Source organism: Acidovorax benzenivorans, from assembly GCF_028680575.1.
In the GTDB taxonomy this organism is placed as follows: Bacteria; Pseudomonadota; Gammaproteobacteria; order Burkholderiales; family Burkholderiaceae_C; genus Acidovorax; species Acidovorax benzenivorans.
This window is the reverse complement of sequence record NZ_JAPCKI010000001.1, coordinates 555,725-567,475: the sequence shown is the minus strand read 5'-3', so window position 1 is coordinate 567,475 and position 11,751 is coordinate 555,725. Positions and strand designations below refer to the sequence as shown.

The window sequence follows — 11,751 nt, the reverse complement described above, 5'->3', positions numbered from 1 at the left end:
GCCGCCATGAACTCCACCACAGCCCCTCGCTCCGGCCACGCTCTGCCTGCGGGCACTCCTGCCGCCGCCCGCACGGCGCTCAAGCTGCTGCAGCGCCTGCAGCACGGCCACCTCACGGTGCAGTTGCCCGACGGCACGCTGCAGCACTTTGGGCACGGCGATGGCCCGTCTGCCGCGATCACGCTCAAGAACTGGAACGTGTGCAGCGCAGCGCTCAAGTCGGGCGACATCGGCTTTGCCGAGAGCTACATCGCGGGCGACTGGACCACGCCACACCTCACCGACCTGCTCAAGCTCTTTGTCGCCAACCGCCAGCAGGTCGAAGGCGTGATCTACGGCACCTGGGCCGGGCGGCTGCTGTACCGCATCAAGCATCTGCTCAACCGCAACACGCGCGCCAACAGCCAGAAAAACATCCACGCCCACTACGACCTGGGCAACGCGTTCTACGAACTCTGGCTGGACGACACGATGAACTATTCGTCCGCTTGGTTCGAAGGCGATGCGGACGGCGACATGCGCACCGCCCAGCACGCCAAGGTGCGCCGCGCGCTGCGCATGGCGGGTGTACAGGCGGGCGACCGGGTGCTGGAGATCGGCTGCGGCTGGGGTGCGTTGGCCGAGATGGCGGCCATCGAATTTGGGGCATCCCTCACCGGTGTCACGCTGTCCACCGAGCAGCTGGCCTTTGCGCAGCAACGCATGGCGGCACATGGCGTGGAGAACAAGGCCGATTTGCGCCTGCAGGACTACCGCGACATCCAGGACGGCCCCTACGACGCGATCTGCTCCATCGAAATGGTCGAGGCCGTGGGCCGCGAATACTGGCCCACCTATTTCCAGTCGGTGAACCGCCTGCTCAAGCCCGGCGGCAAGGCCTGCATCCAGAGCATCGTCATCGACGACAGCCTGTTCGACCGCTATATCAGCTCCACCGACTTCATCCAGCAGTACATCTTCCCCGGCGGTTGCCTGCCTTGCCCCCGGGAGTTCCGCCGCGAGGCCGAGGCCGCAGGGCTGCGTGTGGTGGACGAGTTTGCGTTTGGCCAGGACTATGCCGAGACCCTCAAGCGTTGGCGCGAGCGCTTTCTGGCGCAGCGCACGCAGATCCTGCAGCTCGGGTTTGACCAGCGCTTCCTGCACATCTGGGAGTTCTACCTGGCCTACTGCGAGGCGGCGTTTGCGATGAGCAACATCGACCTGGTGCAGTACACGCTGGCGAAAGACCAATCGCTATGAAAAACATAGCAATTACCGCTTTATACATAAGCGCTGGAGCCTGTTTTTATTCAAATACCGCTGTCGCACAGGCCATGCCGATGGCCCAAGCGGCAGAGTCGGCCACCGCCACGCCCCTGTCGGGCGCGCGCCTGGCGGGCCAGGGCGTGCTCCGGTTCCTGGGTTTCGAGATCTACCGCGCCCGCCTGTGGGTGCAGCCCGGCTTTGATGCCGACAACTACGGCGCCCAGCCGCTGGCGCTGGAGCTGACCTACCACCGCGATTTCACGGCCGAGGCCATCGCCAAACGCTCGCTGGAAGAGATGCGCCGCGTGGGCAGCTTCACGCCCCAGCAGGGCACGCGCTGGCAGCAGGCGCTGCAGGCCGCGTTGCCGGGTGTGAAGTCGGGCGACCGCCTGCTGGGCATTCACCAGCCGGGCGTGGGTGCGGTGTTCAAGATGGCGGGGCGTGTCGTCGGTGAGGTGCCGGACGCCGAGTTCTCGCGCCTGTTCTTTGGCATCTGGCTGTCTCCGCAGACCTCCGAACCCGGGCTGCGCCAGGAATTGCTGGCCGCCACCCGCACTGCAGGCCAACCATGACCTCCACGCAGCCCATCCGCGCCAGCGCAGGCTTGGCCTATGGGCTGCTGGGCCTGCCGCTGGCGTTTGTGGCGCTGCCGCTGTATGTGCTGCTGCCCAACCACTATGCGCGCGAGTTCGGCATGCCCCTGGCCACGCTGGGCTCGGTGCTGCTGGCGGCGCGGCTGTTCGATGCGTTCATCGATCCGCTGCTGGGCCGCCTGGCCGACCATTTGTTTAGCCGCTCGGTGCGTGCGGTGCTGGGGGTGGGCGCGCTGTCGGCAGTGGTGCTGGCACTGGGGCTGACCAGCCTGTTCTTTCCCCTGGTGCGCGGGGCCGATGCGCTCATTGCCTGGGCACTGGTGGCATTGCTCATCACTTACACCGCATACAGCCAGCTCAGCATTGCGCACCAGTCCTGGGGCGCACGGCTGGGCGGCGACGAGCTGCAGCGCGGCCGCATCGTGGCCTGGCGTGAGGGCGCCGCGCTGGTGGGCGTGGTGCTGGCTTCGGTGCTGCCTGCGCTGCTGGGCCTGCCGGTGATGCTCAGTGTGTTTGCCATCGCCCTGCTGCTGGGCTGGTGGGCCTGGACCAGAGCCCCGCGCCCTGCAGCGCATGCGGGTGTCGCCGTGGCCGGTGTGTATCGCCCACCACAGCGCGCCAACCTCTGGCGGCCCTGGGGCCTCCCGGCGTTTCGCCGCCTGCTGGCCGTATTCATGCTCAATGGCATTGCCAGTGCCATCCCGGCGACGCTGGTGCTGTTCTTCATCCAGGACCGCCTGCAGGCCCCGCCCGCGCAGGAGCCCATGTTCCTCGCGGCCTATTTTGTCTGTGCGGCGCTGTCCATCCCGCTGTGGCTGCGTGCCGTGGCGCGCTGGGGCCTGGCGCGCACCTGGCTGGCGGGCATGCTGCTGGCGACGGCTGTGTTTGTGTGGACTGCGTTTCTGGGCGCGGGTGATGTGGTGCCGTTCCTGGTGGTCTGTGCGTTGTCGGGTGTGGCGCTGGGCACCGACCTGGCGCTGCCCAGCGCCCTGCTGGTTGGTGTAATCGCCGCCGAGGGCGACAGCGGCCAGCACGAGGGCGCGTACTTCGGCTGGTGGAACTTTGCCACCAAGCTCAACCTGGCCCTGGCTGCGGGACTGACACTGCCTCTGCTGGGCTGGTGGGGCTACACACCGGGTACGCGCAGCGAAGACGGCTTGCAGACCCTGGGCCTGGCCTATGCGGTGTTGCCCTGCGTGCTCAAGCTGATGGCGGCGGCAGCGCTCTATCTCCTCATCCTGCGGCGCCCTCGCAACGCGGCGATGGTTTGCGACCCAAGACCACAAGCATGATGCAAAGACGCCTCCTCCTTTCGGCCGCCGCGGCCGCACCCGTGGTGCTGTCCGGCTGCGCCAGCCAGAACCTCGATGGCTACGCCAGCGAAAAGCCTGCGCTCGACCTGGCCCAGTATTTCAACGGCAAAATCGACGCCTACGGCATCTTTCAGGACCGCAGCGGCCAGATCGTCAAGCGCTTCACCGTGGTCATCGACTGCTCATGGAAAGGCAACGAGGGCGTGCTGGACGAAGCCTTCACCTATTCAGACGGCACCGCGCAGCGCCGCATCTGGCGCCTGACGAAACACGCCGATGGCCGCTATACAGGCACGGCCAACGATGTGGTGGGCAGGGCCAACGGCCAGACACGTGGCAACGCCTTCCGCTGGAACTACACGCTGGCCCTGGCTGTGGACGGCAAGGTCTACCACGTGGACCTGGATGACTGGATGGTTCTCATCGACGACCGCGTGATGCTCAACCGCGCCACCATGAGCAAGTTCGGCGTGCGCCTGGGCGAGATCACGCTGTCCTTCACCAAACGCGCACCATGAGCCTCAACCCTCCATTGCGCGACTGGCATGGCCGCCGGGCCTGGCTCATCGGGGCCAGCAGTGGCATTGGCCGGGCCACCGCAGCCGCGCTGCATGCGCGCGGTGCGCAGGTCATCGTGTCGGCGCGCAGCGGTGATGCACTGAACGCCTTTGTCGTGCAGCACCCCGGCAGCATGGCGCTGGCTTTTGACACCGCCGAACCGGCACAGGTGCACGCCGCCGCAGCGCAGGTGCTCGCGGGAGGGACGCCCGACCTGGTGTGCTACTGCGCGGGCTACTACCGCGACATGCGCGCCACCGACTTCGATCTGGCCGTGATGCTGCGCCACGAGCAGATCAACTACAACGGCGTGCTGCATGTGCTGGCTGGCGTATTGCCCGCGATGCTGGCGGCAGCGCAGGCCGGTCGCCCTGGGCACGTGAGCGTCATCAGCAGCGTGGCGGGCTTTCGCGGTTTACCCAAGAGCCTGGCCTACGGGCCCACCAAGGCGGCGCTCATCCACCTGGCCGAGGCGCTGTATCTGGACTTGCACGGCCTGGGCATGGGCGTGAGCGTGATCAACCCCGGCTTTGTAGCCACGCCGCTCACTGCGGGCAATGACTTCACCATGCCCGCGCTGATCTCGCCGGAGGCTGCTGCGACGGCCATCGTGCGGGGCTGGGAGCGAGGACACTTCGACATTCACTTTCCCAAGCGCTTCACACGCGTGATGAAACTGCTGCGCGTGTTGCCGTATCGGTGGTACTTTCCAGCGGTTCGCCGCTTCACCGGACTTTGACATCCACCATGCAGCCTCCCGCCCCTGCCACCGAAGAAGCCGTCACACGTGTCGTCGCGTTCTTTGAAAACCTCTCACCGGCCGACGTAGCGACCATCGGCCAGTTCTACGCGCCACAGGCGCGCTTCAAGGACCCGTTCAACGAGGTCGTGGGTGTGCCCGCCATCCAGGGCATCTTTGCCCACATGTTCGAAGCTCTGGAGCAGCCCCGTTTTGTGGTCACCGGACGGGTGGTGCAGGGCACGCAGTGCTTTTTGACCTGGGACTTCCTGTTCGCGTTCAAGGACTTTCACAAGGGCGTGACGCAGACGGTGCGTGGGGCCTCTCACCTGGTGCTGGACGAACAAGGTCTGGTGACGCTGCACCGCGACTACTGGGACGCGGCCGAAGAGCTGTACGAAAAGCTACCCGTGGTCGGCGCACTGATGCGCTGGCTCAAGAAGCGCGCCAACAGCTAGGGCCTGTTCACCCCACTTCACCCCACTGCCCGGATGCGCGAATGCCCGGGCAGCGGCACCGCGCGCTGCAGCACACCTTCTGCGAGCCACAGCGCACTGTTCCACGCGCGCTGCGCCACATAGGGCAGGGGCAGCTGCTGGTAGTCGTCGTTGAAGACCTCAAAGCTGTAGTCGCCCTCGTAGCCCATGCCGTCCAGCGTGCGCACCAGCTCGGCCAGGGCCTGGCTGTGTACGCCTTCGCCAGGGAACACGCGAAAGTGCCGCGCGGTGTCGATGCGCTCTTGTACCGTGCGCGTTTCCTGCCACATGAAGTCCGACAGCTGCACGAGGTAGATTTTGGCGGGGTCCACATCCGTGAGCGCCGAGAGCGGCGTGCTGGTGGCGAACTGGTGGTACGAATCAATGGCCAACCCGAGATTGGGGCAATCGGCCTGCTCCACGGCCGCCCAGGCCTGGTGCACCTCGTTGATATGTCGTCCCCACGACAGGCCTTCAAACGCCACGCGAATGCCGTGTGGCAGCGCCAGCAGGGCCAGCTTGCGCAGATCACGCGCTATCGCGTCGGCATCCGCCGTGGCGTGCGACGATGTGGAGCTGCAGGCCAGCAGCACGGGTGCGCCCAGGTCGCGCGCCATCAGGATCATCTGCTTGGCAATGTCCACCTTGTAGCTGTGCAGGTGGCCCGACAGGCCCTCGAAGTCGCGCAGCACCTGAAAACCCGTCACGCGCAGGCCACTGCTGCGCACGGCGTGCACGGCCGCCTCAATGCCCTGCGGATGGCCCACGATGTCGCGCGCGGCCAGCATGATCTGGCCAAAGCCAGCGGCCTTGACGGCAGCCAGCTTGGCCTCCAGCGGGCCGGCCAGGCTGATGGTGTCCATGCCGAAGTCGGCGACGTTGCGTTGCATGGTGGATGTGCGCATGGGGCAGTCTCCAGGCTCAGCGTGCGTCCAGCACCAACTCGAAGCTGAGCGAGCCTGCATCTGCGCGGGTGAGGGCGCCGCGCGTGCCGGTGTGCACGCCCGTGGGTGATTCGACAAAGTCCACACCCCGCGCACGCAGCGCCTGCACGGTGGCCAGCACATCGGGCGTGCCAAAGGCCACGCGCTGCAGCAGCTCCTCCGGGTCGGCATCGAGCGCATCGACCAGCGGCTCAATCAGCTGCCAATGCAGCGTGCCACAAGGGCTGGCCAGGATGCGGCCGTGTGTGAGCACACCAAATGATTGCTCGGGCGACAGCTCGGCAAAGCCGAACAGCTCTGCGTAGAAGTGGATCCAGTCCTGCGCGCGGCCCAGGCCGATGTACTGCACCACGCCAAACAGGTGCAGGCCCTGCAGTGCGGGCGGGCGCGGGTTGACGGTGGGGATGGGCACAAAGTCCACGTCGTAGATCGAGAACTCCTTGTACCGGTCTACCAAGTAGATGCGACTGGACCCCACGCCGTGGATGGCGGGGATGTTCAGCTCCATCACCTCGACCTCGGTGTGCACGGCCCAGGCGCCTAGTTCGAGCACGCGGCGGTAGGCGGCGGCGGCGTTGTTGACGCGGAACGCGATGGCAGCCAGCACCGGCGCTTCGGTCAGCGCGGGCGGAGCATGCACGCCCGTGCGTTCGTTGTCGTGGTGGGCGTTGACGATGATGTTCATGTCGCCCTGGCGGTACAGCAGCACCTCGCGCGAGCGGTGGCGCGCCACGGGCTGAAAGCCCATGCGCTCCAGCGCCTGGCCCAGCGCCTGCGGGCGGCTGGTGGCGTATTCGATGAACTCCACCCCTTGCAGGCCCAGGGGGTTGGGCAGTTCGCCCAGCGCTTCGCGGGCGGCCATCATCGGGGTGCTCATGGATTCAACTCCTTGTGATTTGCTGCAGGGGCGGGGTTCAACGGGCGCTGACCAGGCGGCGGAAATGCGCGTCCATGCGCGCCGCATCCGGCGCCTCGCCGGTGAACAGCTCGAACGCGCCCACGGCCTGGCCCACGGCCATGCCACCGCCGTCGGACACGCGGCAGCCCAGCGCGCGCGCCGCCTGCACCAGGGCGGTGTCGAGCGGGAAATACACCACTTCGGAGACCCACATGGCAGGCCGCAGCAGGGCCACATCAAGTGGCAGCCCTGGCAGCTTGTCCATGCCCGTGGGTGTGGCGTGGATCATGCCGGTGGCCTGCGCCATGGCCGAGTGGATTTCCGCCGCCTCGGCACGGGCTCCATAGAGTGCATTCACATCAGCCGCCAGTTGTGCCGCACGCTCGGGCTGCGCATCGACAATGCTCAGGTGCTCGGCGCCCAGCCGCAGCACGGCATGCGCAATGGCAGCGCCCGCACCACCCGCACCCAGCAGCACCACGCGGCGCAGGTCGGCGCCGGGCAGCGCACGGGTGAAGCCCCAGGCCCAGCCCGATCCATCGGTGTTGTGCCCCACCAGTTGTCCGTCGCGAATGACCACGGTGTTCACGGCGCCCATGGCGCGCGCTTCTTCAGACAGGCTGTCGAGGTGCGGGATCACCGCCTGCTTGCAGGGGTAGGTCACGTTGCAGCCCGCATAGCCCATGATGCGTGCCGCCGACAACAGCGTGGGCAGATGCTCCGCCGAGGAAGCAGAGCGGTCCAGGTCGATGAGCTGGTAGTGCAGGCGCATGCCATGGTGGCGCGCTTCTTCTTCGTGCAGCGCGGGCGACAGCGATTTCTGGATACCGGCACCGATCAGCCCGATCAGCACCTTGCGGGGGCTTGTGGAAGACATGGTGGACGTGATGTTGATGACCGGAGGATCAAGCAGCTGGGTGCTCATGGGGCGGGCGGAATGCGGGGTAGATGCACTGCCGGGCGCGGCGAGGCCACACACGGCAGTGCGGGGTTTGCAGCGTTCGGCTTACTTGCTGCCGCGGAGCTTGGCCAGCGTGGAATAGACCTCTTTCACCGTCTCGGCACCGACCTTTTCGCTGTGTTTTTCGACCACGGGCTTGACCTTGGCGCGCAGCTTGTCCAGCTCAGCAGGAGGGAACTCGGACACCTGCATACCGGCCTTCTTGAGGTCGTCGAGCGCCACGTTGGCCTGCACGCGCGACACACCGCGCTGGAACGTGGTGGCTTCGGCCATGGCGTCGGTCAGGGCCTTCTGGTCGGCAGGGTTCAGGCTGTCCCAGAACTTCTTGCTCATGATCACGGCCTGCGGGTTGTACATGTGGCGCGTGACGGTCAGGTACTTTTGCACCTCGGCAAACTTGGACGACAGGATGGTGGAGAACGGGTTCTCCTGGCCGTCCACCGCCTTTTGTTCCATGGCGGTGTACAGCTCGGGGAAGGGCATGGGCACGGCGTTGGCGCCCAGCGCGTTGAACATGTCGATGTAGATGGGCGACTGGATCACGCGGATCTTGAGACCCGCGATGTCTTCGGCCTTGGTGATGGGGCGCTTGCTGTTGGTGAGGTTGCGAAAGCCCAGCTCCCAGTAGCCCAGGCCCACGAGGTTCTTGGCCGAGAGCTTGTCGAGCAGCTTTTTGCCGAAGGGGCCATCCGTCACGGCATCCGCCTCTTGCGGCGATGCGAACAGGAACGGGAAGTCGTAGATGCCGAATTCCTTGGCCTGCGCGGACAGAATGCCAGCATTCAGCACCGTCATCTCCACCGTGCCGCCCTGCAACGCAGACACGGTCTGCAGGTCACCGCCCAACGTGCCGCCGGGGAAGAGTTTGACGGCAATGCGGCCGCTGGTCTTGGCTGCTACCAGGTCAGCGAATTTTTGCGCGCCCTGGGCCTGGGGGTGATCCTTCTGATTCTGGAACGCGAACTTGATGGTCCGCTCCTGAGCGTGGGCAGCGGGCAGCAGCGATGCCGCCAGGAGGGCGGTGGCCAGCAGGGTTTTGAGCAGCTTCATGGAATAGTCTCCTTGGGTTTTTTGGCAGGCAGAAACGGAACGCGCTGGGTGGCTGGTCAGCCGCCCAACCAGCGCAGAGGCACGGTGACGATGGAGGGGAAGAGCACCAGCAGGAACATCACGATGAACTGCGCCACCATGAACGGCATGACCCCACGGGTCACCTGTGACATGGAAATGCGCCCCACACCCGCCACCACGTTGAGCACCGTGCCCACAGGCGGCGTGATGAGGCCAATGGCGTTGTTGATGATGAACAGCACGCCGAAGTACACCGGGTCGATGCCTGCCGCCTTGACTACCGGCATCAGCACGGGGGTGAGGATGAGAATCGTGGGCGTCATGTCCATCGCCGTACCCACCACCATGACCAACACCATGATCGCGATCAGCAACAGCGTCTGGTTGCCCATGAAGGGCTCCAGCATGCCAATCACGGCAGACGGCAGGTCCGCCACGGTGATGAGCCAGGCCGACACCATGGCAGCAGCGACCAGGAACATCACCACGGCGCTGGTGCGCGCAGCGGACTGGAAGATCCCGGCCAGTTGGCGCAGGCTCAGCTCGCGGTAAACGACTATCGCCACAAACAACGAGTAGACGGCGGCCACCACGGCGGCTTCGGTGGGTGTGAACACACCCATGCGCAGGCCGACCAGGATGATGATGGGCAGGCCCAGTGCCCACACGGCTTCGCGCAGCGCCACAGCCAGTTCGGCGCGGGTGGCACGCTTGGGCGGTGCCACATCTTCGCGCCGCACCAGCCACCACCAAGTCACTGCCAGCGCCATCCCCAGCAGGACGCCCGGCACGATGCCCGCCAGGAACAGCTTGCTGATGGACACGTTCGCCGCGACCCCAAAGATCACAAAACCGATGGACGGCGGTATCACCGGAGCAATGATGCCGGCGGAGGCAATCAGCCCGGCCGAGCGCTCCTTGTTGTGGCCCGCCGCCACCATCATCGGCAGCAGCAGCGACGCCAGCGCCGCCGCGTCGGCCACGGCCGAGCCCGACACGGCGGCCAGGATCACCGCCGCCATGATGGCCACGTAGCCCAGGCCACCGGGCACATGGCCCACCAGGGTGAGCGCCAGTTTCACGATGCGCTTGGACAGCCCGCCCACGTTCATGATCTCGCCAGCCAGCATGAAGAAGGGCACGGCCAGCAGTGGAAAGCTGTCGGCGCCGTTGATGACGTTTTGCGCCAGGATCTGCGCGTCGAACAGGTCCAGATGCCACATCAGCGCCACGCCGCTGATGAGCAACGCAAACGCAATGGGAATACCGATCGCCATGGCGAGCAGAAGGGAGCCGAGAAAGATAGTGACGGTCATGGTGCGGGTTCCGGTACGAAGGGCCGTTCAGCGGCGGGGACCTGCCGAGGAAGAGGTAGCACTCGCGTCCTCCGTGCGGTGTTGCAACGCCGCGAGTTCTTCACTCTCTTGCACCATGACCAGTTCGCGCTCGTCCAGCGGCACGAACAGCGTACGCAACAGGTCGCGCAACAGGATGGCAATGCCCGACGCCCCCATGAGCACACCGCTGGCATAGAAGATGCCCACGGACGCCCCGGTGACGGGTGCTTCGGTCTCGGCATTGATCACCATCTGCGCCCAGCTGCCTTTGAGCAGCAGCCAAGAGACATACAGCATGGCGATCTGGGCCAGCACCAGACAGATCTTCTTGCCTGTGGCGGGCAGTCGCGACACCAGCACATCGGTGCCCAGGTGCCCATGCTCGCGCAGAGCCACCACAGCCCCCATGAAGGTCAGCCACACAAACAACCAGCGCGAGAGTTCTTCGGATACCGTGATGCCGGAGTTCAGGGTGTAGCGCAACACCACGTTGCCAAACACCAGCAACACCATCACGGCCAGGCACAGGCCGGAAAGCATGTCGAGTGCGCGGGTGTATCTCCCCAGCCAGCGGTCGGCCAATGCAAGCATGGTGTCTCCAGTTGTTGTGTGCGATTGGATCAAATTTTGTACGAACTGGTTAGTATTTGACCTAGGTGCAAACCCTGCACCGGATGCGGCGATCAAAACGGGCAGGGGCCCGGTGAATGGGATCGGTGGTGGGTCGATCAACCGCAGCTTGCGCGCGGCGCCCTCCTGCTAGAGCACGGGTGCAGAGTGCAAGGGAAGGCGCAAAGTGTTGCTGCTGCTGCGGCGGCGGCCTGGCCCGCTTCAGGGCCGCAGAAAGCGCACGATCATTTCGATGATCGATTCACGGCGTTGCGCCGTGGCAGCGGGCGTATCCAGCGAGCGCTTGAAGATCGCGCCAAAGGTGTGGCGGTTGGCCACATTGAAAAAACACAGCGCCGAGATCGACATGTGCAGATCGACCGGGTCCACATCGGGGCGAAACACACCGGCGGCTACGCCCCGCTGGTATACGTCGCGCACTGCGTGAATAACGGGGATGTTGAGCTCTTGAATGGTGGTGGAGCGGCTGATGAACTCGCCCCGGTGCATGTTTTCGTTCATGACCAGGCGGATGAAGTCGGGGTTGGCAAGCTGGTAGTCCACCGTAAAGCCGACCAGCGTGCGCAGCGCCTGCTCTGGAGCCAGGTCTTCGAGATGCAGCTCCGACTCAATGCGCCGGATACGGCGGTAGGCATCCTCCAGCACCGCTACATACAGACCTTCCTTGCTACCAAAGTAGTAGTAGATCATGCGCTTGCTGGTGCTGGTAAGGGCTGCAATCTCATCGATGCGCGCACCGGCCAACCCCTTGTCGGCAAACTCCGCAGTGGCCACCTGCAGGATGTTGGCCATGGTGCGGTCCGGGTCATTCACGCGCACCCGATCTGCGCCTGGCGTGGCGGCGGCGTCACGGGCCGCGCGCTGGCGGGTGGCCCTTGTGCCGAGGGCTGAGGGTGGGTTTTGAACCATTTCGTTCATAAGCCCTGGAGCATACGGCAAGCGCAGGCCAAGACTGCACGAAGGCCCATATCTGCCATTGGGCGGGG

The 11,751-nt window shown here is 65.4% G+C and carries 13 protein-coding genes; 6 read left to right on the top strand and 7 right to left on the bottom strand.

The window, feature by feature from the left end:
• Positions 1-6: 6 nt before the first annotated feature.
• The 6 genes from OIN59_RS02650 to OIN59_RS02625 all read left to right on the top strand — a co-directional run bounded on the left by OIN59_RS02650 (position 7) and on the right by OIN59_RS02625 (position 4,906).
• Positions 7-1,239, top strand: coding sequence for an SAM-dependent methyltransferase (locus tag OIN59_RS02650; protein ID WP_274106867.1), 1,233 nt, complete (start codon positions 7-9; stop codon positions 1,237-1,239).
• Between the two features lie 80 nt (positions 1,240-1,319).
• Positions 1,320-1,817: a chalcone isomerase family protein gene (locus tag OIN59_RS02645; RefSeq protein WP_274107163.1), complete on the top strand. Its 498-nt coding sequence runs from the start codon at positions 1,320-1,322 to the stop codon at positions 1,815-1,817.
• On the top strand, positions 1,814-3,130 hold the full coding sequence (locus tag OIN59_RS02640; protein WP_274106865.1) for an MFS transporter: 1,317 nt from the start codon (positions 1,814-1,816) through the stop codon (positions 3,128-3,130). The genes OIN59_RS02645 and OIN59_RS02640 overlap by 4 nt, the downstream gene beginning before the upstream one ends.
• The gene (locus OIN59_RS02635) at positions 3,127-3,669 is read left to right on the top strand and encodes a DUF3833 domain-containing protein (RefSeq protein WP_274106863.1); all 543 of its coding nucleotides are present in this window, start codon (positions 3,127-3,129) and stop codon (positions 3,667-3,669) included. The genes OIN59_RS02640 and OIN59_RS02635 overlap by 4 nt, the downstream gene beginning before the upstream one ends.
• Positions 3,666-4,448, top strand: a complete 783-nt coding sequence (locus OIN59_RS02630; RefSeq protein WP_274106861.1) for an SDR family NAD(P)-dependent oxidoreductase — start codon at positions 3,666-3,668, stop codon at positions 4,446-4,448. Before OIN59_RS02635 ends, OIN59_RS02630 begins: the two co-directional genes overlap by 4 nt.
• Before the next feature lie 8 nt (positions 4,449-4,456).
• Positions 4,457-4,906: a nuclear transport factor 2 family protein gene (locus tag OIN59_RS02625; RefSeq protein ID WP_274106860.1), complete on the top strand. Its 450-nt coding sequence runs from the start codon at positions 4,457-4,459 to the stop codon at positions 4,904-4,906.
• Between the two features lie 17 nt (positions 4,907-4,923).
• Here the strand turns inward: OIN59_RS02625 and OIN59_RS02620 are convergent, their stop codons facing one another.
• The 7 genes from OIN59_RS02620 to OIN59_RS02590 form a co-directional block, all read right to left on the bottom strand.
• Entirely contained in the window at positions 4,924-5,829 is a 906-nt protein-coding gene (locus OIN59_RS02620; RefSeq protein ID WP_274106859.1) for a sugar phosphate isomerase/epimerase family protein, read from the bottom strand.
• A gap of 16 nt (positions 5,830-5,845) precedes the next feature.
• A complete protein-coding gene (locus OIN59_RS02615; RefSeq protein ID WP_274106857.1) occupies positions 5,846-6,745 on the bottom strand; it encodes a VOC family protein in 900 nt (299 codons plus the stop codon).
• Positions 6,746-6,782: 37 nt separating this feature from the next.
• The gene (locus tag OIN59_RS02610) at positions 6,783-7,643 is read right to left on the bottom strand and encodes a shikimate dehydrogenase (protein ID WP_274107161.1); all 861 of its coding nucleotides are present in this window, start codon (positions 7,641-7,643) and stop codon (positions 6,783-6,785) included.
• A gap of 129 nt (positions 7,644-7,772) precedes the next feature.
• Positions 7,773-8,777, bottom strand: coding sequence for a TRAP transporter substrate-binding protein (locus OIN59_RS02605; RefSeq protein ID WP_274106855.1), 1,005 nt, complete (start codon positions 8,775-8,777; stop codon positions 7,773-7,775).
• Positions 8,778-8,833: 56 nt separating this feature from the next.
• Complete coding sequence (locus OIN59_RS02600; protein WP_274106853.1) at positions 8,834-10,114, bottom strand: TRAP transporter large permease; 1,281 nt, start codon at positions 10,112-10,114, stop codon at positions 8,834-8,836.
• A 27-nt stretch (positions 10,115-10,141) separates the two neighbouring features.
• Positions 10,142-10,726, bottom strand: coding sequence for a TRAP transporter small permease (locus OIN59_RS02595; RefSeq protein WP_274106851.1), 585 nt, complete (start codon positions 10,724-10,726; stop codon positions 10,142-10,144).
• Positions 10,727-10,966: 240 nt separating this feature from the next.
• The gene (locus OIN59_RS02590; RefSeq protein WP_274106849.1) at positions 10,967-11,683 is read right to left on the bottom strand and encodes a TetR/AcrR family transcriptional regulator; all 717 of its coding nucleotides are present in this window, start codon (positions 11,681-11,683) and stop codon (positions 10,967-10,969) included.
• Positions 11,684-11,751 lie beyond the last annotated feature (68 nt).

Bases quoted from the DNA above. Each gene is read 5' to 3' on its own strand.
- OIN59_RS02650 (WP_274106867.1), top strand. From the start codon at position 7: ATGAACTCCACCACAGCCCCTCGCTCCGGCCACGCTCTGCCTGCGGGC.
- OIN59_RS02645 (WP_274107163.1), top strand. From the start codon at position 1,320: ATGGCCCAAGCGGCAGAGTCGGCCACCGCCACGCCCCTGTCGGGCGCG.
- OIN59_RS02640 (WP_274106865.1), top strand. From the start codon at position 1,814: ATGACCTCCACGCAGCCCATCCGCGCCAGCGCAGGCTTGGCCTATGGG.
- OIN59_RS02635 (WP_274106863.1), top strand. From the start codon at position 3,127: ATGATGCAAAGACGCCTCCTCCTTTCGGCCGCCGCGGCCGCACCCGTG.
- OIN59_RS02630 (WP_274106861.1), top strand. From the start codon at position 3,666: ATGAGCCTCAACCCTCCATTGCGCGACTGGCATGGCCGCCGGGCCTGG.
- OIN59_RS02625 (WP_274106860.1), top strand. From the start codon at position 4,457: ATGCAGCCTCCCGCCCCTGCCACCGAAGAAGCCGTCACACGTGTCGTC.
- OIN59_RS02620 (WP_274106859.1), bottom strand. From the start codon at position 5,829: ATGCGCACATCCACCATGCAACGCAACGTCGCCGACTTCGGCATGGAC.
- OIN59_RS02615 (WP_274106857.1), bottom strand. From the start codon at position 6,745: ATGAGCACCCCGATGATGGCCGCCCGCGAAGCGCTGGGCGAACTGCCC.
- OIN59_RS02610 (WP_274107161.1), bottom strand. From the start codon at position 7,643: ATGTCTTCCACAAGCCCCCGCAAGGTGCTGATCGGGCTGATCGGTGCC.
- OIN59_RS02605 (WP_274106855.1), bottom strand. From the start codon at position 8,777: ATGAAGCTGCTCAAAACCCTGCTGGCCACCGCCCTCCTGGCGGCATCG.
- OIN59_RS02600 (WP_274106853.1), bottom strand. From the start codon at position 10,114: ATGACCGTCACTATCTTTCTCGGCTCCCTTCTGCTCGCCATGGCGATC.
- OIN59_RS02595 (WP_274106851.1), bottom strand. From the start codon at position 10,726: ATGCTTGCATTGGCCGACCGCTGGCTGGGGAGATACACCCGCGCACTC.
- OIN59_RS02590 (WP_274106849.1), bottom strand. From the start codon at position 11,683: ATGAACGAAATGGTTCAAAACCCACCCTCAGCCCTCGGCACAAGGGCC.